The sequence below is a fragment of the Geobacillus sp. Y412MC52 genome, from assembly GCF_000174795.2.
Classification (GTDB): Bacteria; Bacillota; Bacilli; order Bacillales; family Anoxybacillaceae; genus Geobacillus; species Geobacillus thermoleovorans.
This window is the reverse complement of sequence record NC_014915.1, coordinates 417,694-440,166: the sequence shown is the minus strand read 5'-3', so window position 1 is coordinate 440,166 and position 22,473 is coordinate 417,694. Positions and strand designations below refer to the sequence as shown.

The following is a 22,473-nucleotide window of genomic DNA, read 5'->3' as shown; positions in this document are numbered from 1 at the left end:
ACAGCTTAAGCAGAATCTTAGCTTTGAAATGCGTCCATAGCAGACTGGATTGTTGCTTTATTATCTATCATCGCACTCCTTAGTTAGTTCACCCAATAGTAATCCGTCACATGGAGGAACCTTGTCGTCTTGGCTCCCAAATCCCAATGACGGTGATACGTATCATTGGTATGATAGTTGACATACGGCTGACCGTTCTTGATCTCAACGACAATGGCGCTGTGATCCAAGATGCCGTCACCGTCAAAATCATAATATATGCTGTCACCCAATTGCAGATCAGTTGCCTTCGCAACGTACGTGCCACGGTGCTCATCCGTCTCGTTATTGCGGGAAAGATGATACGCTTGATCGTGAGCCACAGACCAGCTGTAAGTCCATGCATCATCCCCCGGTTCCCGAAGTCCCTTTGGTATTGTACCACCAAACATACGGTTCCGCCCAAGCTTGCCGAGCAGAGCCCCCTTCATAGAAAGACTGCAAGACAAAATTAGCACAATCGTTCGAAAAGGATCGGTACTTTGGGTTACGTCCATTCCACCAACGATTGGCGTAGTTGACAGCTCCTTGCCGGGAGTAATAGGTGTAAAAACCTTGAGTTACAACATCGCCGCCAGTGATTGATGCAGGCAAAGTCTCTGATCGTGATGCCCTAATCGTCGCCCCGTTCTCCTGTCCCCTTTTTCGAATACGTATCTTGACCGCTCATCTTAACAATCAGCCAATGACCATCACGTTTGGTCAGGGCAGCGAAATAGGGGATGTTCGCTTCCTTGGTGATCACGACTTCATTCGATCCCGGAAACATAGACTCATACTCAACTGAAACCAAGACCTGAACCTTGGCTGTTTTGCCGCTGATCTCAACATTTTCGAAAACAGGGTGAACCTTTACACTGGTATATTGAAACCCAGCACGAGCAGCCGGTTCCAAGTAATGTCTTCTCACATAAGCACGCTCCCGGCTTTCCTCTTGTTCGGAAGTGTCCGGATCATAAAACGATTTTATGTTCACCTGTGGATCAATCATTAGACGCCATCGTGCCTCTAAAGCTCGGACAATTGTCTGCTGCACAGCAACAAGATCACGGTCACTTGAAGGGCTTGCTACTAAGCTGAAAGCTGTAGCCGTGCTCCCCCCTGAAATAAACAGGCTCGTTAGTCCTGCCACGAACACAATCAACGAAATGACCAATCGCTTCCAGTGTAATGGGCGAAACATAACATTCTCTCTCCTCTGCTATCCCCATTTTCCATCAACCATATCAACACCAATTCAGTTAAGAAACACACCGCAGAGCCATCCTAATCTCGTGGATCACCTCCTCTTTTTAATGACAGCTATATAGTAGCTAGATCAATGACAATGAGTTAAACCTGCTGGATGCCTAGTTAAGAAAGTTGGGTTCCGTGGTCATTGCGGAGTCGCAAAGGGATGTGGAAACAAGTTGCGTTTTCAGCAGATCATCACAATTGATTATGATATGAGAAAGTTGAACTCAAATGGCAATAAAACTCGTGAACTACCGTTCGAACCTTAGAAAGACGGATTGAAAGAAGAAGCGAAACACTCCTGCTTGCAAGGACGGCCACTGCCAACGCCAGCCACTCGCCCTTGCTTTTCGCCTTCCTTGCTTTCCAATCTATGGATTATTTAACTATTGTTAGGCTCTTCACCACAAGTTGTACTTGAGATTTTAAGATAGGTATGCATAGGGAAAATAGAGGGTACAAAAAATGCGAATTTTCCTGTATGGTAAAGGTGACCAAACCAAACCATTGGAGGAAAATTCGCATGTACTCTCAGTTTATCAAAGAACTCATCGATTTACCAGATGTTTTGATTCAAAAGGTACGAAAAGAAGAAGAACGTTGGATTTTCGAACTTTCTCTTCCCGAACAATGCCCGTTATGTCCTGTCTGCTTGAAACGCACGATCAAAATGACAGGAAAAAAGAAGCAATGGATGCATGGCTATGCTCAGCGAATCGGGATTTTTTGGATCGAACTTCCTGTAGAGCGAAGACGTTGTGGTACGTGTGGCATGACATTCAGCACGTCTTATCCAGGAATCTCCCCTCGAAGCATAGCAACGGATGCCTTTCAACAATGGGCAGCGCAATCTTGCATAGGGACATCCATTCAGGCAGTGGCTCGTATGCTCAAGCTTCCTTACACGACCGTTGAACGTTGGTTTTATACCCATGCCCCTTCCTTCCTATCGAATGAAATCCAACCAAAGGCGGTTTGTGTCGATGAGTTTGCGTTTCGAAAAGGGCATGACTACGGGGTGGCGATCATGGATGCCGAAACGGGAGAAGTGTATGCCGTTGAAGCAGGAAAGAACGAGGAAGCCATTGGACGTGCGTTGGCTCATGTGTCTGGTTCTGTTCAGTATGTCGTGAGCGATTTGGCTCCAGCAATGAAAAAAGCGATTCAAAGGGTTTGCTCAGAGGCGACACATGTAGTTGATTATTTCCATGTCATTCAGCTGTTTACAGATGCTTTAGAGCGTTGTCGCAAATATTTAGACAAAGGAGGCAAGAAACACGGAAATGTTCGTTACGTTTGTCGTTTATTGAGCCAATGCCCAGAGAAATTGACGGAGGAAGAACGCCAAATCGTACGGAAATGGTGCAATGAAAGCGATTACTTAAAGTCTGTCTACCAATCGCTCCAACATTTTCGCTATGTGTCTAAAAGCAAAGACGAGCAACAGGCGAAACGACGTTTGGAGGCTTGGATTCACCGATATGTATTTTGTCCTTGTTCGGCTGTACGCGCCATCGCAAAATCGCTTGTCAAACGAACAGATGAAATCATATCATGCATATTGTCACCTTATTCGAATGGAAAAATGGAGGGAACAAATAACAAGATCAAGCTAATCAAACGTCGGGGATACGGATACAGAAATATCCAGCGTTTTGCATTGCGGGTTCGTCTAGAAACAGCTAACATACTTTAATGGTAGGTTCAAGTACATCTTTTGGTGATGAACCTATTGTTATCATAAAAAAACTGAATTTACCAAATCAACTGTATTTTCCGCAATGGGACAGATTTTTTTCAATGTTCCCCTTTTTGCCAACACCGGCGACTCGATTCGCTTGTTTTATGAGACAAAGGCCAACAACATCACAGCCGAATATACGTGGAACGCACCGGGCCGCCCGCTCCCCCTGATCAGCGAAAGATTGTGGAAGGTTTGGGCATGGACGAAAGCATTGACATTGAATGTCACAAGGAGGGAAGAGCGATGGCCAAAAAAGAGCTGTCATCGCTCGTTGTGCTGGTCAAAAAGTTACTAAGAAAGCCTTTGTGACGCGGTTAAGACGCGAAATGCCGGTTCAATACCGCCGGCTGACATCGACCGCATTGTCAAGCGGTTCGCCGGCTTCGATGCGGCGGAGCGTGTCCAAGATGCTTTGGGCGGCGTCCTCTGGCGATGTGAGCGCCGCGATATGCGGGGTGATGATGACATTCGGATGAACCCAAAGCGGCGAGTGCGGCGGCAGCGGCTCTTCTTCGAACACATCGAGCACGGCGAGGCGCACATTTCGGTTTTCCAACGCGCCGACAAGCGCCGTCTCATCAACCGTCGCCCCACGCCCAACATTGATAAAGCCCGCGTTGTGCAAACAGGCAAAAAACGTCTCGTCAAAGAGATGATGCGTTTCCTCTGTCAGCGGAAGCGCAGCGATCACCCAATCAGCGCAAGCAAGCGCTTCCCCCGCCTCTTCATGGCGGTAAACAGCCGAAAACGGCGGCGTGTCTCGGCCGCTTCGCGAGACGCCGATCGGGGAAACCCCAAATAAACGAAGCGTTTCCGCGATGCGCCGGCCGATCTCACCCGTCCCGTAAATGACAACCCGCTGTTCGCCAAGCCGCTTCGGAGCGAACGGCTTCCACTGCCGCTGCTCTTGATACCATGCATAAACGTCATGGCATTGGGCGTCGCGCAGCAAGTAGCTGAGACAATATTCGGCGATCTGCTCGCCGAACGAGCCGACCGTCCGCGTCAGCAGCACGTCCTTCTTCCATTCCCGCTTCCATAAAAACGCGTCAACGCCCGCGCCAAGTGAATGCACCCAGCGCAAGTTGGCAAGCGAAAACGGCCCGGCCGGCCGAAAGCCGACGTACGCATCCGCCCAGACGAAATCATCGTCCGTCAGTTCTTCCTCCGCCACAAAGCGAAACGCTTTATCCGGCCGCTTGTCCGGAAGAAGGGCGGCAAGCTCAGCATAAAGCCTTCCCGTCACGAGAATGCGTTGGATGTTCATGGCATCACACCACCCCCAACCGCTCAAATAAGCGTCCCTTCTTCACGCTCGGCCTTTTTATTCGTGATATAGCCGGCTGATACGACCAAAATCGTCACGCCGGCGGCAACCGCGTAGACGAACGGACCGTAAGAAAGGTGAAACCAATGCAGCACCCCTTCATCCCCCGCCATCATCTTTCCGGCCGTCCACGCCAAAATGCCGGAGCCGACGTATGCGATCCAACGATGTTTTTCCATCACATGGACGATCGCTTTGGAGCCGAAAATCATGATCGGGATGCTGATGGCCACCCCGAGCGCCAGCATACCAAGATGCCCTTCCGCCGCACCAGCGACGGCGACGACATTGTCCAAGCTCATGACCGCATCGGCGATCATAATCGTCATAATCGCCTTCAACAACCGGTCTGCCGATCTTACGTTTGCTTCCTCTTCCCTCTCAACGAGCACTTTATAGGCGATCCATACGAGCAACAAGCCACCGGCAAAGTGGACGAACGGGATGTTGAGCAAAAAGACGATGACAACCGCAAACAAAATGCGCAGCAGCACCGCCCCCGCCGTTCCAAAAAAAATCGCCTTGTTCCGCTGGTCGTTCGGCAGCCGCCGCGTCGCCATCGCAATGACGACCGCATTATCCCCCGACAAAATGATGTCAATCGCAATAATCTTCCATAACGCCAACAGCGCCGCGGCAGAAATTGTCAATGATATACCCACCCTTTCCCCTTTGTCTCTCTTCTTCATCATACTGCAAATTCGACTGGGGGACAACAATGGAATAGACTGTCCATGCTCTCGTCCTAACCAATATGGGGAAGGCTCACTGCATCGTCCGAACTCCGTAGAAAAAGTTAAGGAAGCAAACCATCTTCACTGATGACTGCTTCCCTATCTCTAGCGGAAAAGGTCTATATAACTACCATTTTTTCAAACACCTATCCTTGAACGCTCTCACGCCTCTACGCCCACTATGCTCTGTCCTTCTTGAAACAGCTGGTGATTCAAGGGAAACGCTGTCCTCTAATAGCATTTTCCAAAAAACCTTTGGCTCTTCACCAAAAGTTGTACTTGATTTTTTCTGAACATACCCTATTTACGCTTGTGAGGGAAAACCAGCAAATCAGTGATTTTTGCATATCCTTGTGCAGGAAACCGCATTGCTTGTCAAGTACATGTTGCGGTGAAGAGCCAAACCTTTGCACCCCCACAACTTCCTAGTTCTTTCTCACCAGACTTCTAAGCTCTCGCTTCATCGGGGAGAACGCGATGTTTGGCTCTTTCCCCAAGCCACCTAGCCATCGCTTCGATATCATCGGAAAAGACGCGGTCCACCACAATCGACGGAACGAGTCGGCGCGCCTCATGGTAAAACCGCCGCGTTGACGGGGCCATGCGCTCGATGCCGCGTTCCTCCACCGCCTGCAAAGCGCAAATGAGCTCAATCGCCAACACTTTTCGAGCGTTTTGCACGATCATGTACGCATGGCGGGCGGCGGTCGTTCCCATGCTGACATGGTCTTCCTGGTTGGCCGATGACGGAATCGAATCGACGCTGGCCGGATGGGCGAGCGTCTTGTTTTCCGATACGAGCGAAGCGGCGACATATTGCATAATCATCGCTCCCGACTGCAAGCCAGGCTGTGGGCTTAAAAACGGCGGCAAGCCTTCGCTAAGCTGCGGATTGACGAGCCGTTCGATGCGGCGTTCGCTGATGTTGGCCAGCTCCGCCACCGCGATTTTCAACAAATCCATGGCGATCGCAACGGGCTGGCCGTGAAAGTTGCCGCCAGAGAGCACCGTCCCGTCCGCAAAAATAAGCGGATTGTCCGTAGCAGCGTTCATTTCGATTTCAAGCGTTTCCTTCACATAACGAAGCGCCCTAAGCGACGCTCCGTGCACTTGCGGGAGGCAGCGGATGGAGTACGCATCTTGCACGCGCCGCTCCCCTTGCCTTGTTGTGAGTTGGCTGCCAGCTAAATAGCGGCGCAGCCGTTCCGCCACCTCCGCCTGCTCCTGAAACCCGCGGGCTGCGTGGATGCGGGCGTCAAACGCGTCCACAATGCCATAAAGCGCCTCAATCGTCAGCGCCGCGATCCATTCACTGTCATACGCCAGTTGTTCCGCCTCTAAGTAAGCAAGGGCTCCGACGGCCGTCATCGCCTGCGTGCCGTTAATAAGCGCCAGCCCTTCTTTTTCCTGAAGGGAAAGCGGCGGGATCCCCGCTTGTGAAAGCGCTTGGGCGGCAGGCATCCGCCGCCCTTGGTACATCGCCTCTCCCTCGCCGGCAAACGCCAGCGCCAAATGGGCGAGCGGCGCTAAATCGCCGCTGGCGCCGAGGGAACCTTGCTGGGGCACGATCGGATGGATGCCGGCGTTCAAAAACGCGAGCAGCTGCTCAATGACCGCCGGACGCACGCCGGAATACCCTTTCAACAACGCATTCGCCCGCAAAAGAAGCATCGCCCTCACGACATCTTCGGCAAATGGCTCGCCGACCGCGCAGGCGTGCGAGCGAAGAAGATTGATTTGCAGCTGTTCAAGGTCGCTTCCTTCAATGCGCACATCGGCGAGTTTGCCAAAACCCGTATTCACGCCATAGATCGTCCGTCCATTGGAGATCGCTTGTTCCACTGCCGCGCGGCTTTTCTCGACAGCCCTCATGCTTTCCTCATCGGCCGCCACCCGCTCCCGCTCATAGACAACACGTCTTACCTCATCGATTGTCAATGTATGTCCGGTCAATACGATCATCATTCCATCCCCTTCCTTTGTTTTCCTAATCGAACGCCTGGGCAAATAAAAAGGAGGCGCCTGCCATATGGCAGCATTCGCCTCCTCATGACTCATCGCTCTAGGCATGGATCGCTCCTATATATGATTGATTCCGAGCCCGGCCGCCTCGTGCTCGAGCCCGCGCACCGGGGCGCCGATCGTCCCATACAACGCAACGGCGATCCATTCCCCTTCGTTCGGTTGTTCATACGGCATACCGCGCACCACGGCGAAACGAAGGCCAGCGGTTCTCAACAAATCTCCCAGCTCTACCTGCCCTCTCGTCACGCCATGCACTGCCTCTAAAATCGCATGGTATAAGGCGTGCATCTCACGGTACAAGCCACCGTCAACCACTCCATGCCGTTTCGCCGCCGTCTCAATCGCCGCGACGATTTTTTGCGGCTCCATCGCCCCGACCCGCCCTTGACAATAGCGCCAAGCGAGCGCCTCAAGCTGGTTGAGGATCGGGTCTTCCTCTCCCTCGTCAAGCATCGCCAGCAGCAATGCCAGCCGGCCGATGCGCGCTTGTCGTGTTTCCATTGCTTCTACACACCTATTGGTCTTTTTTTCTATTGTATGATGACAATGAAAGCGATGTCAATTATGAATTTCCATTTTTTAGCACATTAAAACATTAACAGGCTGAACGATCGCCTTTATGCTTCTAGATGGAAAATAGTTAGAAACATCTGCCTCGTGGCGAGCTATGGGCGAATCCTTCTTCTCGTCTTAACATGATCAATCCCTGTTTCCATTTTTTTGATTATATGATATCATATAAATATCAAATCGACACTATTAGGGGGATAGGTATGAGAGAACAAGAAGCATGGCGCATGGATGGATTTATCGGCATCGGCTGCATTGCGCTCTTGCTGGTTGCCGGCTTTATCAGCTTGATCCAAGCGCAGCTCTTATTGGCCGTTTTCTGCTTTGCCCTTGCCGCCCTCTTGGCGACTGGCATCACCATCGTGCAGCCGAACCAAGCCAAAGTCCTCACTTTTTTCGGCCGCTATTTCGGCACGATTCGCGACAGCGGGCTGTTTTTCACCGTGCCGCTCACCGTTCGAAAGAAAGTATCGCTGCGCGTGCGCAACTTCACGAGCAACAAGTTGAAAGTGAACGATGTTCAAGGCAATCCAATTGAAATTGCCGCCGTCGTCGTCTTCCGCGTCATTGATTCAGCCAAGGCGGTGTTTGACGTTGATGATTATGAACAATTCGTCGAGATTCAAAGTGAAGCCGCTATCCGCCATGTGGCGACAAAATATCCGTACGACACGTTTGAAGACGACAACGAAATTACGCTGCGCGGCAATGCGGATGTCATTTCCGATGTGCTTGCCGCAGAATTGCAAGAACGGCTGCGCATTGCCGGAGTTGACGTGATGGAAGCGCGCCTCACCCACTTGGCCTACTCGCCGGAAATCGCGGGCGCCATGCTCCAACGCCAGCAAGCCGCCGCCATTTTGGCCGCACGGAAAAAAATCGTCGAAGGCGCCGTCTCGATGGCGCGCATGGCGATCGAACAGCTTGACAAAGAAAACGTTTTAGAATTAGATGATGAACGAAAAGCGGCGATGGTGAACAACTTAATGGTGGCGATCGTCTCCGAGCGCGCCGCCCAGCCGGTGATCAATACCGGCAGTCTATACTGATGGTTGTGGAGTGCAATGACAAAGAAAAAACAATTCCCTTTGCGCATTGATTATGACCTGTACGCCATACTAGAGCAATGGGCGCAAGACGAGTTTCGCAGCGTCAACGCCCAAATCGAGTATTTGCTGCGGGAGGCGGCGAAGCGGGCTGGACGGCTCGGAAAAGGAAAAAACGATCCAAAACAAGGAAGCTAGCCGATGACGGCTGGCTTCTTTCCTTTTTCAGTCATGGTCATTTGTTACAGAAATATAATGATAGCAGAGCTCTTTTTCGGAAGAGGGACGACCTAATGGCCCACCTGCTGTCGCCGCTTACAGCCATTACGAAATTTTATTGATCGTCCCGCCGCGCTTTCAACAACTTAGCAGCCTTTGGCGCCATGAGGAAGGAGGAAGAGCATGGAAAGCTACTATGCTGTGCTCGAAGCGATCGCCGGCGCACCAGGCGATGGCGTGTTAGCCATCATCATCGACGTTGAGGGCTCGGCTTATCAAAAAGAAGGAACATGCATGTGGATTGGCGCAAATGGGGAAACGGTCGGGCTGCTGAGCGGCGGATGCCTCGAAGAAGCGGTGGCGGCCTACGCGCGTGAGGTATTGGCCAACCGCCATTCAGCTGCTGTCTCGTTTGATTTGCGGACCGAGGACGATTTGTCGTGGGGGCAGGGTGCTGGTTGCAACGGCCTCATCCGTGTTTGGTTTGAGCCGGTGACGGGGGACACAAAACCGGTCTGGCTGGCGCTCAAACGCTGCCTTGAACACGGCGAGCATGTTCTCATGGCACGCAGCCTCTCAAACCGAAACGAACCGCCGTTTTTCCAAAGCGAAACCGGAGAGCGCTTTGGCAACGGCCGGATGCTGAGGCCAGAATGGACTGAATGGCTTCGCGATGCGCCGCCTTTCAGGGGATGGAATGGATGGTATGAGGCAGATGGGGAGGCGTTTTACGTTCAGCACTTTTGGCCAAAACCGCGCCTCATCGTGTTCGGCGCCGGATCAGACGCGCCGCCGCTCGTCTCAGCAGCCAAAGCCGCCGGGTTTTCCGTCACCGTAAGCGATTGGCGCCCAGCGTTTTGCCACCCATCCCACGTGCCGGACGCCGATGCCTTCGTCATGGGCTTTCCGCATGAAACCGTTCCGCGGCTTCGCCTAAACGAGCGCGACTTTGTTGTCATCATGACCCACCAGTTTGAACGCGACCGCGAACTCGTTTTCTTGTTAGCCGACATGCCACTCGCTTATCTCGGTGTGCTCGGTCCGCGGCGGCGCACGGACCGCCTCTTTCCTTCCGGCTCGACGCCTCCATTTGTCCGTTCGCCGGCAGGGCTTTCCATCGGCGCACGCGGTCCGCACGAAATCGCCGTTAGCATCACCGCCGAATTGATCAGCGTCCTTCGCGGGCGATCAACGGAGAGAGTATCATGAATTGCCCAACCATCGCTGGCATTTATTTGGCGGCTGGAGAAAGCCGGCGGATGGGAACGGATAAACGCGCTTTGCCTTGGGGAGAAAGCACGCTTGGCGCCGCTGGCCTTCAGGCTGCGCTTCATTCTTGCCTTGCGCCCGTCATCGTCGTCGTTCCTCCGGACGATGCGCTCGCGTGGCTTCCGGCTGAACTTCGGAATCATGAAAAGTGCCGCTTCACCCGTTGCGCTGACCATTGCCGTGGGCAGGCGCATTCGCTTGCCTGCGGCTTGCGGGAATCGCTCGCTAGCGGGGCGGACGCTGCCGCTGTGTTGCTCGCCGATCAGCCGTTTGTCACGTCTGAAACGATCGATGTGCTTGCCGACCTTTACCGCCGCCACCGTCCTGATTACGTCGCCTTCACCCGCTTCGGCACGCCGATGCCCCCAGTCATTTTTGGGAAACAAATGTTTCCTGCCTTGCTTTCTCTAAGGGGCGATGCGGGCGGGCGCACACTGTTTCACCATCCGCGTTGGCGCGGTCTCTTGTATGAAGGCGATGAAACGATCGGCGTCGACATTGACACAAAAGATGGTTATAAGCGTGCCGTCATGGATCGAGGAGAAAAGGAGGGACGCCACCGTGGCCGTCGGTAAAAGCATTATCCGCAAAGAAGCGTGGGATAAAGTGACCGGCCGTGCGAAATATACGAACGATTTCAAAGAACAGGGGATGCTTCATGCTGCTCTGGTGACAAGCCCATACGCCCATGCGCGCATCCTCTCGCTGGATGCACGCCGCGCACTCGCCGCCCCCGGCGTCCATGCTGTTGTGACCGGTGAAGGGCTTCCGCTCACCGGTGAAGACATGCGCGATCGTCCGCCGATCGCCGTCGACAAAGTGCGCTACTATGGCGAAGTCGTCGCCGTCGTCGTCGCCGATACGCTCGCGCAAGCCGAACAAGCGGCCCGCCTCGTCCGCGTCGTTTACGAACCGCTTCCAGCCGTCGGCTCGCCGCGCGAGGCGTTGAAAAAAGGCGCTCCATTATTGCATGAACATCTCGACCGTTATGAAAAAAACAAAACGACTCATCCTGAGCCGGGGACAAACGTCGCCCACCGGACGAAAATCCGAAAAGGCAACATTGAACAAGGGTTTGCGGAAAGCGACGTCATCGTCGAAACGAGCGTATCGTTCGCCCCTTCCGATCATATCGCGATGGAAACACGCTGCGCCACGGCGGAAATTTGGCCGGACGGCACGATTCATATTTCCGCCTCCTCACAGTCACCGTTTATGATCAAGAAACTGCTTCATACGTATTTTGGCGAAGAAACCGGCAAAGTCATCGTTCATACGCCGCTTGTCGGCGGCGCCTACGGAGGAAAAGCGCCCGTCCAGCTTGAACTGCTCGCCTACCTTGCCTCCAAAGCGGTCGGCGGCCGAAAAGTGAGCGTCTGGAACAGCCGCGAGCATGACATGGTCACTTCGCCCGTCCATATCGGTTTGGAGGCAACCGTCAAAATCGGCGCAACAAAAGATGGCTTGTTCAAGGCCATGGAAATCTTATTTCTATTTGACGGCGGGGCTTATTCCGACAAGGCGATCGATGTCAGCCGCGCGGCTGCCGTTGATTGCACCGGTCCGTACCATGTCGAAAACGTTTTTTGTGATTCATTGTGCGTCTATACGAATCGCCCGTATGCGACGCCGTTTCGCAGTTTTGGCCATTGCGAACAGGCATTTGCCATCGAGCGGGCCATCGATGAGCTGGCGCAGGAACTGCAGCTTGACCCATGGGAAGTGCGGCGCAAAAACGCCATCCGCCCAGGCCACACGACGCCCACGCAAGTGCGGCTCACCAAAAGCAACGTCGGCAACATGCCCTCCTGCCTCGACCGATTGCGCGAGCTGATGCGCTGGGACGAATGGCAGCGCGTCGAAGTGGATGCCTATACGGTAAGAGCGAAAGGAATCGGCGCCGGCTGGAAAACATCGACAATCGACACCGACGCGAGCTCGGGCGTCATCTTAACGTTCAACTCCGACGGCAGCGTCAACGTCATCTCCGGCGTCGTCGAAATTGGAACGGGCACGAAAACGGTGCTCGCGCAAATCGTCGCCGAACGGCTGAAGATGGATGTCGATCGTGTCCATGTCAAAATGGACATCGATACGCAAACGACGCCCGAACATTGGAAAACGGTCGCCAGCCGCGGGACGTTTATGGCCGGACGCGCGGCGCTTGCCGCTGCCGATGACGCCATCCGTCAGTTAAAAGACATCGCCGCCTGCGTCTTGCGGGCCTCACCGGACGATTTGGAAGTCGGGTTCGGACGCGTCTTTTTGCGCGATGACCCGGCCGTCTTTCTTCCGATCAAAGACATCGCCTACGGCTACAAGTTTCCGAACGGCAACGCCATCGGCGGGCAAGTGATCGGGCGCGGCCACTACATTTTGCGCCGCTTGACCCCGCTTGATCCGAAGACCGGCGCCGGCCAACCGGGACCGGAATGGGGCGTATGCGCCGAGGGAGTGGAAATTGAATTCAACCGCCGCGACTACACGTATCGCATTGTCAAAGCGTATGCGGTCATTGACGCCGGCAAAGTGCTCAACCCAAAGGCAGCGCTTGGCCAGGCCATGGGGGCGATGAGCATGGGGCTGAGCTTTGCCAGCCGCGAAGGGTTTCTTTTTGACAACGAACAGCGCGTGTTAAACCCGCAGCTGCGCACATACCGGCCGATTCGCTTCGGCGAACATCCGGAATACATCGTTGAGTTTGTCGAAACACCGCAAATCGATGCCCCATACGGCGCTCGCGGCATCGGCGAACACGGCTTGATCAGCATGCCCGCCGCCTTGGCAAACGCCTTGTCGCTCGCTGCCGGCGTGCCGCTCAATGAACTGCCGCTTGTGCCTGAACTCATTTGGCGGAAACAGAAAGGGGACTCCTATGGTTCCGTTTGACTTTGCCTACTACCGGCCGCAGTCGATCGCCGAAGCGACAGCGCTGTTTTTGGCGCTCGAGCGGGACGGAAAACGACCTCTCTACTACGGCGGCGGCACGGAGATCATCACGTTGTCTCGTTTGAACCTTGTCCGCACCGAGGCCGTCATTGACATAAAATCGATCCCTGAATGTCGGGCACTTGATGTCGGCAATGATTCTCTCGTGCTTGGAGCGGCGCTCTCTCTCGCCGAGCTCGAAGAAGCAAATCCGTTCCCGTTATTGACAAAAGCGGCGCGAGAAGTCGCCGACCGGACAGCGCGCAACCAAATTACGCTCGGCGGCAACATTTGCGGGCAAATTTTTTACCGTGAGACCGCACTGCCGCTATTCGTCGCCGAGGCAGATGCCATCATCGCCGGACCATACGGCATCAGGCAATGCCGCTTCCTTGACTTGTTTCATCAGCAGCTGCAGCTTGGCCGCGGTGAATTTGTCGTCCAGTTCAAGGTTGACCGTGCCACCGCCACCCTGCCCCATTTCCACCGCAAGCGCCGCAAGCAAGGGGAAGTCGGCTACCCGCTTGTGACGATTGCGGCGTTGAAAAAAGACGGGACGGTTCGCGTTGCCCTAAGCGGCGTCTGTCCGTTCCCGTTCCGCTCCGCTGAAGTCGAGGCGCATGTAAACGACCGGAGCCGCCCCATCGCTGAACGGATTCAAGCGGCAGTCAGCGCGTTCCCGCGCCCGATTTTGCATGATATTGAAGGCTCGGCAGACTACCGGCTGTTCGTGGTCGCTCAGCTGCTTGAAGATATGCTTCGTGAGCTCGGAGACGGAGAAACCGTCTAAACAGGAGGTGAGCATGCGGACATGGAGGAAACGACAAAGCGGGAGCTTGTGCTGCACGTTAATGGAGAACGAAGATCGATCGTCGCTCGCCAAGCCGAGACGCTGCTGTTTGTTTTGCGCGATCATCTTGGGCTGACCGGCGCCAAACCGGGTTGTCTAAACGGCGACTGCGGCGCCTGCACCGTTCTCGTCAACGGCACACCGATCAAATCGTGCATGATGCTCGCGATTGAGACAGTCGGCAAAGAAATCACCACGATCGAAGGGCTTGATGATGCCCCCATACAACACGCCTTCGTCCGCCACTTCGCTTTTCAGTGCGGCTATTGCACGCCGGGCTTCATCATGAACGCTCATGCGCTCGTCGAGCAGCATCCGGACGCCGATGACGCGATGATTCAAGAATGGCTCGAGTCGAACATTTGCCGCTGCACAAGCTATCAAGAAATTGAAACAGCAGTGAAGGAAGCGCTTGCCGTCAAAAAAGAGGAAACCGAGTTTTGACTTCTTGTCTTGCTTTTGTCGAACGGCTACAATTTTGTCTAAGACTCGCGGATACCTCGCACCTCGTCGGGGTATCCGTTTTTCTGTCATGCCTCCTGCCTAGTTACTTTCCATTCCAAATGCCTATTGACAAAAATATAACGTTAACGTTAATGTTATATTTGTGAAAACGATCGTGATCACGGTAAAGCGAGGGGCCCCGAATGGAACGATTCAAAATCGATGACGTCGCCAAAGCAACTGGCCTAACAAAACGGACGATCCGCTATTATGAGGAGATCGGCCTGATCAAGCCGCCGGCGCGCAGCGAAGGCGGCACGCGCCTTTATACAGCCGAGGACATCGAACGGCTGAAAAACATTGTTGCCGCGCGTGAGGTGCTTGGCTTTTCCTTGCAGGAGCTGCAACATTTTTTGGCGCTGAACGAAAAAATTGAGACGCATCGGACGGAATACCGGCATGCCGCCGCCGGCAGCGAAAAACGGCGCGAACTGGAACAAATCGGCGCTGGGTTGCGTCGGCAAATCGCCATGCTTGAAGAGAAAATGAAGAAAATGACCATGCTGAAGCAGGAGCTGGAACAAATGGCAGAGCGGGTAGACGCCATCTTGCAAGAGAGGAGAGAGGAATAGTGGAGGAAAGAAAACAAACGCGGGCGCGGTGGATTACCGTCGCCGCTGCCTTTTTGGCATTTATGGGCATCGGGGTCGTCGATCCGATTTTGCCCGTCATCGCCGAAAGCATCGGCGCCACCCATTGGCAAGTAGAGATGTTGTTTACCTCCTACATTTTTACGATGGCCGTCATGATGATCCCGGTCGGCCTTATCGTCAGCCGCGTCGGCGATAAACGAATGATGGTCATCGGACTCGGTCTTGTGACCATGTTTTCTTTGCTGTGCGGCTTTGCTGCCAGCATCCCGCAGCTGTCGCTCTTTCGCGCCGGCTGGGGATTGGGCAACGCCACGTTTTTTGCCACGGCGATGACGCTGTTGATGGCGTTGACGCCGAAAGCAAGCACGGCGGTTGGCCTGTATGAAGCGGCGATCGGCCTCGGCATGGCTGGCGGACCGCTCGTAGGCGGACTGCTTGGCCAGCATTCATGGCGCTATCCGTTTCTCGGCACGAGCGTGCTCATTTTCATCGCCTTTTTGCTTGTAGCCTGCTTTGTCTACGATCCGAACAAAGGAAAACCAAAAAAAGCGGCCGGATTGCAAGAAATGCGCCGTTTGCTCACGTTTCCGCCGTTTGTCAAAGGCGCGATCGGCGGAATGCTGTACTATTACGGCTTTTTCGTTGTCTTGGCGTACTCTCCTTTGATCATTGATCTGTCGGCCATGCAAATCGGATTTGTCTTTTTCGGTTGGGGGCTCTGTCTCGCCTACGGATCGGCAGTGTTGGCCCATCGGCTTGAAGAAAAATACGGACCGAAACAAATTTTGCCATACAGCCTGCTATTGTTCGCCATCTTGCTTCTCCTTCTAGTCGTTTCCGAATCGACATGGCTGATGGTCGCCCTCATTATTTTGTCCGGGTTGATCTCCGGCCTCAACAACGCTTTGTTTACAAGCTATGTGATGGAAACGTCGCCGTATGAGCGGGGAGTGACGTCCGGCACGTACAACTTCGTCCGCTGGCTCGGAGCGGCCATCGCTCCCGTGCTGTCCGGCGTCATCGGCCATGCCATTTCCGCGAAAACGCCGTTTATGGTGGCCATGGCGCTGGCGCTCATCGCCTTCCTGTTCCTTGCCTGGCGCAAGCGGGAGACTTCGGCAACCAAAACGGCATAACCGTGAAAAGCAGGCGACACCCGCAATTTTACGTCTAAGATCGAACAACGCCCGTCTCCGTCTGGAACGGGCGTTGTTCACAACTCGCTTTCCGGCCACGACCATTTTGAGCATGCTGCGGCGGCGTTGTCTGCTCCGCACGCAACGGCCAGACATGGCCCTTTTTCACAAAACCGCTTCCATCCTCCTGCTTATGGCGCCGCCTTTTCAGCCATGAACCGTCCGCTTCTCGCTGATGAGAACGCCGCGTTTTTTCATCTCGTCCATATACACATCCCCCGGAACGATTTGCTCCGGCGGATAGACGCCGCGCTTTGTGATCACCCCGCGGCCGATGAGCTGAGCGACAGCGGAAATGGTGTAGGCCGTCGTACGCGCCATCGCCGTCACCTTATTTTCGCGGTCATTGAACGTGACGGTTTCGTATTCAAGCACCGTTTCCTTTCCATCTTTCCTACCGCCGACGATGACCCGAAGCAACACCACATCATCTTTTCCTTTCAAATCAAGCAGCGGCTTCAGGACGGAAAGCAGCACATCGCGCGGCTTGACTCTGCATCCATTGATCTCAACTTCCACATCGTGGCGCGTCAAATTCAAATCGACAAGCAGCTTGCATTTTTCCGCATGGCCGCGGTAGCGGATCGTTTTGTACTCGAGCCGCTTCAAGTTCGGAAACGAGCGCGAGAGCGTCGACGTCCCGCCTGAGGTGTGAAACGCTTCAAGCGGCCCGAACCGGTCGAAATAAATCGGCTCGACTTCCGAAAGGGACGGCACTTCCTGCTTTTGGCCGTTGCGGATGATCAAGGCCGGATCGGTGTAATGGTCAAGCAGCCCCTCGAGCGAAAACACATGGTTGTACTCCAGCGGCGGTTCGGGGCGGACGGGGATGCCGCCAACATACAGCAAGATGGATTCCACCTCATCGAGTTGACTCGCCCCATAGCCGGATAAAATGTTGATCATTCCGGGTGCGACGCCAAGGTCGGGGATGATGGTCACCCCAGCGGCTTGGGCTTGTTCATGCAGCTCAAGCACCCGGTCGGTGATATGGCCGATATGGCCGCCTAAATCGACAGAATGGACGCCAGCTGCAATAGCCGTTTTCGCCACCGTTTCGTTAAACTGGTAAAACAAGGCGTTGACAACCACATCGTGCCCTTTCATGAAAGCCGACAGCTGCCGCTTGTCGCCAGCATCCACCCGCACAGCGGCAAGCTTTTTGGAATGAAGCTGCCGCACCGTCTGCTCCGCCTTGGCCAAATCGACATCCGCCAACGTCACCGCCTCAACATCTTGGCTTTGCACTAAATCGCGCGCTGCTTCTTTGCCCATCAGCCCCGCTCCAAGCACGAGCACTTTCATCGTTCTTTCCCCCTCTGTCACCGATTCTTTGCCATACGCTCACATGACAGCCGCTTTTTTCACATCTTTGCCGCGGCCGCTGCTTCGATTCACGATATATGTTCCACGTTGATCTTCGCTTCTCTTTTGCCGGCCATGTTGCAAGCGACAGCCCGGTTCAATCATCGGTATCGATTTGCGCCCGTTGCAGCTTGCCGCTGAAATCGACATAAATGCTCCGCCATTCGGTGAATACGTCAAGCGCAGCGACGCCGGAGTCGCGGTGGCCGTTGCCCGTCCCTTTCGTGCCGCCAAACGGCAAATGAATTTCCGCTCCCGTTGTGCCGGCGTTGACATACACGATGCCGGTGTCCAAATCGCGCATCGCTCGGAATACATTGTTGACATCGCGTGTGAAAATGGCGCTTGACAGCCCATAATCGACGCTGTTGTTGACGGCGATCGCTTCGTCCAAACTGCGGACGGAAATGATCGACACGACCGGGCCGAAAATTTCTTCGCGGGCGATGCGCATATTCGGCGTGACATCGGTGAAAATCGTCGGCGCGTAATAAAAGCCGCGCGCATAGTCGCCCTCGCGCAATATATAGCCACCCACAAGCAGTTTCGCCCCTTCTTCTACGCCAATGCGCACGTAGCGGTCGATTTTTTGCAGCGCCTCTTCATGGATGACGGGTCCGACTTTGACCGTTTCATCCAACCCGTTGCCGATTTTCAATGTTTTCACGGCTTCAAGCAGACGCCGCTCAAGCTCCTGTTTCACCCGCTCATGGACGATGACCCGGCTGCACGCCGTGCACCGCTGGCCTGATGTACCGAACGCACTCCAGATGATGCCGTCAACCGCCAATGTCAAATCCGCATCATCCATCACAATGACGGCGTTTTTTCCTCCCATTTCAAGCGACACTTTTTTCAACAGCCGTCCGCATTTTTCCGCAATCATCCGCCCGACTTCATTCGATCCGGTAAATGAGATGACCTTGACATCAGGATGCTCGACGAGCGCATTGCCGACTGTCGGCCCGTCACCGTGGACCACATGAAACACTCCCGGCGGCAAGCCCGCTTCTTCAAAAATGCCAGCTAATTCCTGCGCCATGATCGGTGTCTCGGGCGCTGGCTTCCATACGACCGCATTGCCGGCAACAATGGCCGGAAACGACTTCCAAGTGGCGATGGCAATGGGAAAATTCCATGGAGTGATGATGCCGACCACTCCAACCGGCGTGCGGACGCTCATGGCAAATTTGTCTTTCAGTTCAGACGGCGTCGTATCGCCGAACAACCGCCGTCCTTCTCCCGCCATGTAAAACGCCATATCAATGCCTTCCTGCACTTCGCCGCGCGCTTCCTCAATCACTTTGCCCATTTCCATCGTCAACAGCCGGGCCAACTGTTCTTTCCGCTCCTTTAGCAGCATCCCAACTTTATACAAGATTTCCGCGCGTTTCGGCGCCGGCACGAGCGCCCACTGTTTCTGCGCTTCTTTGGCTGCTTGAACGGCCTCATCAATATCGTTTGGCCCGGACATCGCCACCTCGGCAATCGTTTCCCCCGTCGCCGGATTGATCACCGGCGCAAATTGCCCGGTGCTTGGCTCCTTCCATTCTCCATTGATATAGTTTTGGATTTTCACTGTATACTCCCCCCCATTTTTCTAGATGATTTATTGAGATAATTTATACATTGAACGCCGAGCGATGATCGTCAGGACTTCCTCTTGGCCCGCAAGTCCTGGATCGTTGCGGCCACCGAAATGTGGTCCGGATCGGTCAACACCTCAATCACCGTCGGCTTCTTGGCCTCAAGCGCCAACAGAAGCGCTTCCGTGAACTGTTGTTCCGTCTGTACTTGGAACCCGCGGCCGTTTAGGCATTCTGCCAAACGGGCAAACGACACGCGGCCTAAATCGGTGCCGATGACCCGCCCCGGAAACTGCAATTCTTGATGCATGCGGATGGTGCCGTACATATGATTGTTAAACACAATGCTGATGATCGGAATATCGTATCGAGCGGCCGTTTCCAACTCCTGCACCGTCATCATAAAGCCGCCATCCCCGGATAAAGAAACGACGGTCCGGTCGGGAAAGGCCAGTTTCGCGCCAATGGCAGCCGGCATGCCATATCCCATCGCTCCCGACGTCGGGCCGATGTACGTGTGCCCATCCCCAAACGGGAAAAAGGCGTGAAGCCAACCGGCGAAATTCCCAGCATCGTTCGTAATGACCGCATTTTTCGGCAAATGGCGCCCTAAACTCGCCATGACCGCTTCATGGAGAGTTCGTTTTTCAAGCGGCAGCGCGGCCGTTTGTTCGTACCGTTCCCTCCGTTCAGCCGCCCATTCCTGCCAAGACGGCTGCACCGCGATATCGAGCAAACGGGACAGCACTTCCTGACAGTCAGCCCAAACCGCGATATCCGGTGCATACACTTTTCCGAATCCATCGCTGTCGATATCGATGTGAATCAGCGTCTGATTGGGAGAGAGCAAACGGTAATCTTGTGTCGTCACTTCCGATAGCCGCGTTCCCAACGCAATCACCACATCCGCCTGCTCGGCCGTTTCAATGACCGCTTTGGGCGCCCCTAGACCTAGGTGGCCGACATAGCACGGATGGTTGTGGGGAAATACGTCATGCCGCCGGAATGCCGCCATTACCGGAAGTGCATACTTTTCCGCCCATAAGCGCAGCAACTGCTCCGCTCCCGACCATTTGACGCCGCCGCCGGCAATCACGAGCGGCCGTTTGGCGCGCTCGAGCCGCTCCTTTATATTCCGTATATCCTCTTGCCTTGGGGCCGGCTTCGGCACATAGGTCTCGGCCATCACTGCTTCCGTTATCGTTTTGGAAAATACATCTTCTGGCAGTGAAACGACGACGGGGCCGGGCCGCCCTGTTTTCGCGGTGCGAAACGCCCGTTGCACCAGCTCTGGCACCCGCTCGGCTTCGCGAATTTCGACCACCCATTTTGCGATCGGACGAAAAAACGCTTCCATATCGACTTCCTGAAATCCTTCACGCCCTAGGAAGCGGCTGTTCACTTGCCCCAAAAACACGACCATCGGAGTGGAATCTTGCCTCGCGGTATGGACGCCGATCGTTAAGTTCGCCCCGCCAACCGCCCTTGTAGCCAGCACGACGCCGCACTTCCGCGACGCTTTCGCATACCCTTCCGCCATAAAGGAAGCACCCCCTTCATGGCGGGCGGAGATGAACTCGATGGATGGCTCATCATAGATGGCATCAAGCAGGGGCAAATAACTTTCCCCCGGCACACCAAACACATAACGGATTTGTTCCTGTTTGAAACATTCGACGATGGCTTGAGCCACCGTGATGTGACGCATCGTTCTCTTCATCGCGCCGATTCCTCCCAATCCACTTGCTTCCATCGTTCAACGGCTTGCTGCAGACGCTCCATCGGCGCTGACAGCGATACGCGGACATATCCTTCCCCTGCGGATCCAAACGCTGTTCCCGGTGTTACGATGACTCCCGCTTCTTCCAGCAGTTTGGCGGCAAATCGTTCGGACGAGTATCCGTCATAGACCGGGATCCACAAGAAAAAGGTCGCTTTCGGCCGCTGCACGTCGATGCCCAGTTCTCGAAGTCTCTCGACCATCATATTCATGCGTTGTTCATAAATGCGGCTATTTTCTCGAATAAACGTCCGTCCGTTCGTCAAAGCGGCCACCGCCGCCTTCTGGATCGGAATAAACTGGCACGTATCCGTGTTGCTCTTGATCACCGAAAGCGCTCGAATCATGTCCCGGTTTCCGACTACGTATCCGATGCGGCAGCCGGCCATGTTATAGCTTTTGGACAACGATCCAAATTCCACCGCCACTTCCTTTGCCCCGTCCACCTGCAAAATGCTCGGCGCTTGAAAACCGGCAAACGTCACGAACGAGTAGGCCGCATCATGAGCAATGAACATCTGGTGCTGACGGGCAAGTGAAACGGCTTCGGCAAATACATCCAAATCGACAGCGGCGGCCGTCGGATTGCTCGGATAATTGAGAAACATGATTTTCGCTTGGTCATAAACGGACGAGGGAAGCGCATCAAACCGAGGAATATAACCATGTTGCGCATCGAGCGGCAGCGATAGGCTCTGGCCGCGGGCAAAATGGACGGCCGTCCGGTAGACAGGATAGCCCGGATCAGGCACTAAGGCGAGCTCGCCGGGATTGAGAACGGCTTGCAGCAAATGGACGATTCCTTCTTTCGAGCCGATTAACGCCAACACCTCGGTCTCCGGATCGAGCTTGACGCCATATTCCCGTTCATAAAAACGCGCGACCGCTTCCCGATACTCCCTGCAGCCGCCATACGGCGAATACGTATAGTGTTCTGGCGCATCGAGCGCTTCTTTCAACGCTTCGATGACAAAGGAAGGGGGCGGCAAATCGGGGGCGCCGATCCCTAAATCAATGACATCGACCCCGAGCTTTAGCAGTTCTTCTTTTTTCTTCTGAAATCGGGAGAACAAATATGGCGGCATCGTCTGCACAATATCGGAAAATGTGTTCAATCCCATCCCTCCTCATGGCCCTTCGTTTCAGTTTATGCGCACGCCCATCACCCTCATGCCCGTCTCACGTTCAAGAAGCAGCCTATAATACCAATGGCTTTCTCACATCAAGACATCATCAAAATCTTTTTTCTCGAAAAGCGGTCGATGCAGGAGAAGTGGTTATTTTTTCACTAAGCTGCTAGAAAAACGCGATCAACCTTCTGAAACCCGGCCCTTTCGCCATAAAAAGAAGCGGCCGGCATCATCCACGGTTCGATGACGCAACTGGCCGCTGTCTATGGAAGCGAAGCGCCGGCGAAGGCGCCGCGATAGACTGCGCAGTTTTCCCCGCATGATCATTCTATGAC

At 54.3% G+C, this 22,473-nt stretch carries 21 protein-coding genes; 10 read left to right on the top strand and 11 right to left on the bottom strand.

The features are described from left to right. Nucleotides 1-83: 83 nt before the first annotated feature. From GYMC52_RS20130 to GYMC52_RS19910, 3 genes are read right to left on the bottom strand one after another with little or no spacing between them, the layout of a single operon-like run. A complete protein-coding gene (locus GYMC52_RS20130) occupies nucleotides 84-362 on the bottom strand; it encodes an amidase domain-containing protein (RefSeq protein WP_255347946.1) in 279 nt (92 codons plus the stop codon). Between the two features lie 22 nt (nucleotides 363-384). After that, nucleotides 385-633, bottom strand: coding sequence for an amidase domain-containing protein (locus tag GYMC52_RS20125; RefSeq protein WP_255347945.1), 249 nt, complete (start codon nucleotides 631-633; stop codon nucleotides 385-387). 19 nt (nucleotides 634-652) lie between these two features. Then, a complete protein-coding gene (locus GYMC52_RS19910; protein WP_013522941.1) occupies nucleotides 653-1,222 on the bottom strand; it encodes a hypothetical protein in 570 nt (189 codons plus the stop codon). A 573-nt stretch (nucleotides 1,223-1,795) separates the two neighbouring features. Between GYMC52_RS19910 and GYMC52_RS02190 the strand changes: the two genes are divergently transcribed. Further along, nucleotides 1,796-2,968, top strand: coding sequence for an ISL3 family transposase (locus GYMC52_RS02190; protein ID WP_013522940.1), 1,173 nt, complete (start codon nucleotides 1,796-1,798; stop codon nucleotides 2,966-2,968). A 382-nt stretch (nucleotides 2,969-3,350) separates the two neighbouring features. On the opposite strand, the gene GYMC52_RS02185 is transcribed toward GYMC52_RS02190, so the two are convergent. From GYMC52_RS02185 to hutP, 4 genes are all read right to left on the bottom strand, one after another. Next, nucleotides 3,351-4,283: a D-2-hydroxyacid dehydrogenase gene (locus tag GYMC52_RS02185; RefSeq protein ID WP_015731641.1), complete on the bottom strand. Its 933-nt coding sequence runs from the start codon at nucleotides 4,281-4,283 to the stop codon at nucleotides 3,351-3,353. A 23-nt stretch (nucleotides 4,284-4,306) separates the two neighbouring features. Further along, nucleotides 4,307-5,035 (bottom strand): TerC family protein, encoded by a 729-nt coding sequence (locus GYMC52_RS02180; RefSeq protein ID WP_173346432.1) that lies wholly within the window; start codon nucleotides 5,033-5,035, stop codon nucleotides 4,307-4,309. Between the two features lie 489 nt (nucleotides 5,036-5,524). Continuing rightward, entirely contained in the window at nucleotides 5,525-7,039 is a 1,515-nt protein-coding gene (gene hutH / locus GYMC52_RS02175) for a histidine ammonia-lyase (protein WP_015731639.1), read from the bottom strand. Nucleotides 7,040-7,156: 117 nt separating this feature from the next. Then, on the bottom strand, nucleotides 7,157-7,603 hold the full coding sequence (gene hutP, locus GYMC52_RS02170) for a hut operon transcriptional regulator HutP (protein ID WP_013144247.1): 447 nt from the start codon (nucleotides 7,601-7,603) through the stop codon (nucleotides 7,157-7,159). A 272-nt stretch (nucleotides 7,604-7,875) separates the two neighbouring features. Between hutP and GYMC52_RS02165 the strand changes: the two genes are divergently transcribed. The 9 genes from GYMC52_RS02165 (at nucleotide 7,876) to GYMC52_RS02125 (ending at nucleotide 16,217) form a co-directional block, all read left to right on the top strand. Next, nucleotides 7,876-8,721 carry an SPFH domain-containing protein gene (locus GYMC52_RS02165; RefSeq protein ID WP_013522936.1) on the top strand — a complete coding sequence of 282 codons (846 nt, stop codon included), beginning with the start codon at nucleotides 7,876-7,878 and terminating at the stop codon, nucleotides 8,719-8,721. Between the two features lie 15 nt (nucleotides 8,722-8,736). Continuing rightward, nucleotides 8,737-8,916, top strand: a complete 180-nt coding sequence (locus tag GYMC52_RS02160; RefSeq protein ID WP_013522935.1) for a hypothetical protein — start codon at nucleotides 8,737-8,739, stop codon at nucleotides 8,914-8,916. A 204-nt stretch (nucleotides 8,917-9,120) separates the two neighbouring features. Continuing rightward, nucleotides 9,121-10,146 (top strand): XdhC family protein, encoded by a 1,026-nt coding sequence (locus GYMC52_RS02155; protein WP_013522934.1) that lies wholly within the window; start codon nucleotides 9,121-9,123, stop codon nucleotides 10,144-10,146. Beyond that, nucleotides 10,143-10,781 carry a xanthine dehydrogenase accessory protein PucB gene (pucB, locus tag GYMC52_RS02150; RefSeq protein WP_013522933.1) on the top strand — a complete coding sequence of 213 codons (639 nt, stop codon included), beginning with the start codon at nucleotides 10,143-10,145 and terminating at the stop codon, nucleotides 10,779-10,781. The genes GYMC52_RS02155 and pucB overlap by 4 nt, the downstream gene beginning before the upstream one ends. Continuing rightward, nucleotides 10,768-13,095: a xanthine dehydrogenase family protein molybdopterin-binding subunit gene (locus GYMC52_RS02145; RefSeq protein WP_013522932.1), complete on the top strand. Its 2,328-nt coding sequence runs from the start codon at nucleotides 10,768-10,770 to the stop codon at nucleotides 13,093-13,095. The genes pucB and GYMC52_RS02145 overlap by 14 nt, the downstream gene beginning before the upstream one ends. After that, the gene (locus tag GYMC52_RS02140) at nucleotides 13,082-13,924 is read left to right on the top strand and encodes an FAD binding domain-containing protein (RefSeq protein WP_013522931.1); all 843 of its coding nucleotides are present in this window, start codon (nucleotides 13,082-13,084) and stop codon (nucleotides 13,922-13,924) included. The genes GYMC52_RS02145 and GYMC52_RS02140 overlap by 14 nt, the downstream gene beginning before the upstream one ends. A gap of 21 nt (nucleotides 13,925-13,945) precedes the next feature. Then, nucleotides 13,946-14,428 carry a (2Fe-2S)-binding protein gene (locus tag GYMC52_RS02135; RefSeq protein ID WP_013522930.1) on the top strand — a complete coding sequence of 161 codons (483 nt, stop codon included), beginning with the start codon at nucleotides 13,946-13,948 and terminating at the stop codon, nucleotides 14,426-14,428. Between the two features lie 203 nt (nucleotides 14,429-14,631). Then, nucleotides 14,632-15,060 carry a MerR family transcriptional regulator gene (locus tag GYMC52_RS02130; protein ID WP_013522929.1) on the top strand — a complete coding sequence of 143 codons (429 nt, stop codon included), beginning with the start codon at nucleotides 14,632-14,634 and terminating at the stop codon, nucleotides 15,058-15,060. Next, on the top strand, nucleotides 15,060-16,217 hold the full coding sequence (locus GYMC52_RS02125; RefSeq protein ID WP_013522928.1) for an MFS transporter: 1,158 nt from the start codon (nucleotides 15,060-15,062) through the stop codon (nucleotides 16,215-16,217). Before GYMC52_RS02130 ends, GYMC52_RS02125 begins: the two co-directional genes overlap by 1 nt. A gap of 207 nt (nucleotides 16,218-16,424) precedes the next feature. On the opposite strand, the gene GYMC52_RS02120 is transcribed toward GYMC52_RS02125, so the two are convergent. The 4 genes from GYMC52_RS02120 to GYMC52_RS02105 form a co-directional block, all read right to left on the bottom strand. Further along, nucleotides 16,425-17,582, bottom strand: a complete 1,158-nt coding sequence (locus tag GYMC52_RS02120; protein WP_013522927.1) for a saccharopine dehydrogenase C-terminal domain-containing protein — start codon at nucleotides 17,580-17,582, stop codon at nucleotides 16,425-16,427. Between the two features lie 157 nt (nucleotides 17,583-17,739). After that, nucleotides 17,740-19,221 (bottom strand): aldehyde dehydrogenase family protein, encoded by a 1,482-nt coding sequence (locus GYMC52_RS02115; RefSeq protein ID WP_013522926.1) that lies wholly within the window; start codon nucleotides 19,219-19,221, stop codon nucleotides 17,740-17,742. A 71-nt stretch (nucleotides 19,222-19,292) separates the two neighbouring features. Beyond that, on the bottom strand, nucleotides 19,293-20,948 hold the full coding sequence (locus GYMC52_RS02110) for a thiamine pyrophosphate-binding protein (protein WP_013522925.1): 1,656 nt from the start codon (nucleotides 20,946-20,948) through the stop codon (nucleotides 19,293-19,295). Beyond that, entirely contained in the window at nucleotides 20,945-22,123 is a 1,179-nt protein-coding gene (locus GYMC52_RS02105) for an aminotransferase class I/II-fold pyridoxal phosphate-dependent enzyme (protein WP_013144234.1), read from the bottom strand. The genes GYMC52_RS02110 and GYMC52_RS02105 overlap by 4 nt, the downstream gene beginning before the upstream one ends. Nucleotides 22,124-22,473: the final 350 nt, after the last annotated feature.

Bases quoted from the DNA above. Each gene is read 5' to 3' on its own strand.
- GYMC52_RS02180 (WP_173346432.1), bottom strand. From the start codon at position 5,035: ATGATGAAGAAGAGAGACAAAGGGGAAAGGGTGGGTATATCATTGACA.
- GYMC52_RS02140 (WP_013522931.1), top strand. From the start codon at position 13,082: ATGGTTCCGTTTGACTTTGCCTACTACCGGCCGCAGTCGATCGCCGAA.
- hutP (WP_013144247.1), bottom strand. From the start codon at position 7,603: ATGGAAACACGACAAGCGCGCATCGGCCGGCTGGCATTGCTGCTGGCG.
- GYMC52_RS19910 (WP_013522941.1), bottom strand. From the start codon at position 1,222: ATGTTTCGCCCATTACACTGGAAGCGATTGGTCATTTCGTTGATTGTG.
- GYMC52_RS02185 (WP_015731641.1), bottom strand. From the start codon at position 4,283: ATGAACATCCAACGCATTCTCGTGACGGGAAGGCTTTATGCTGAGCTT.
- GYMC52_RS02120 (WP_013522927.1), bottom strand. From the start codon at position 17,582: ATGAAAGTGCTCGTGCTTGGAGCGGGGCTGATGGGCAAAGAAGCAGCG.
- GYMC52_RS02130 (WP_013522929.1), top strand. From the start codon at position 14,632: ATGGAACGATTCAAAATCGATGACGTCGCCAAAGCAACTGGCCTAACA.
- GYMC52_RS02135 (WP_013522930.1), top strand. From the start codon at position 13,946: ATGGAGGAAACGACAAAGCGGGAGCTTGTGCTGCACGTTAATGGAGAA.
- GYMC52_RS02160 (WP_013522935.1), top strand. From the start codon at position 8,737: ATGACAAAGAAAAAACAATTCCCTTTGCGCATTGATTATGACCTGTAC.
- GYMC52_RS02110 (WP_013522925.1), bottom strand. From the start codon at position 20,948: ATGAAGAGAACGATGCGTCACATCACGGTGGCTCAAGCCATCGTCGAA.
- GYMC52_RS02155 (WP_013522934.1), top strand. From the start codon at position 9,121: ATGGAAAGCTACTATGCTGTGCTCGAAGCGATCGCCGGCGCACCAGGC.
- hutH (WP_015731639.1), bottom strand. From the start codon at position 7,039: ATGATCGTATTGACCGGACATACATTGACAATCGATGAGGTAAGACGT.
- GYMC52_RS02190 (WP_013522940.1), top strand. From the start codon at position 1,796: ATGTACTCTCAGTTTATCAAAGAACTCATCGATTTACCAGATGTTTTG.
- pucB (WP_013522933.1), top strand. From the start codon at position 10,143: ATGAATTGCCCAACCATCGCTGGCATTTATTTGGCGGCTGGAGAAAGC.
- GYMC52_RS02165 (WP_013522936.1), top strand. From the start codon at position 7,876: ATGAGAGAACAAGAAGCATGGCGCATGGATGGATTTATCGGCATCGGC.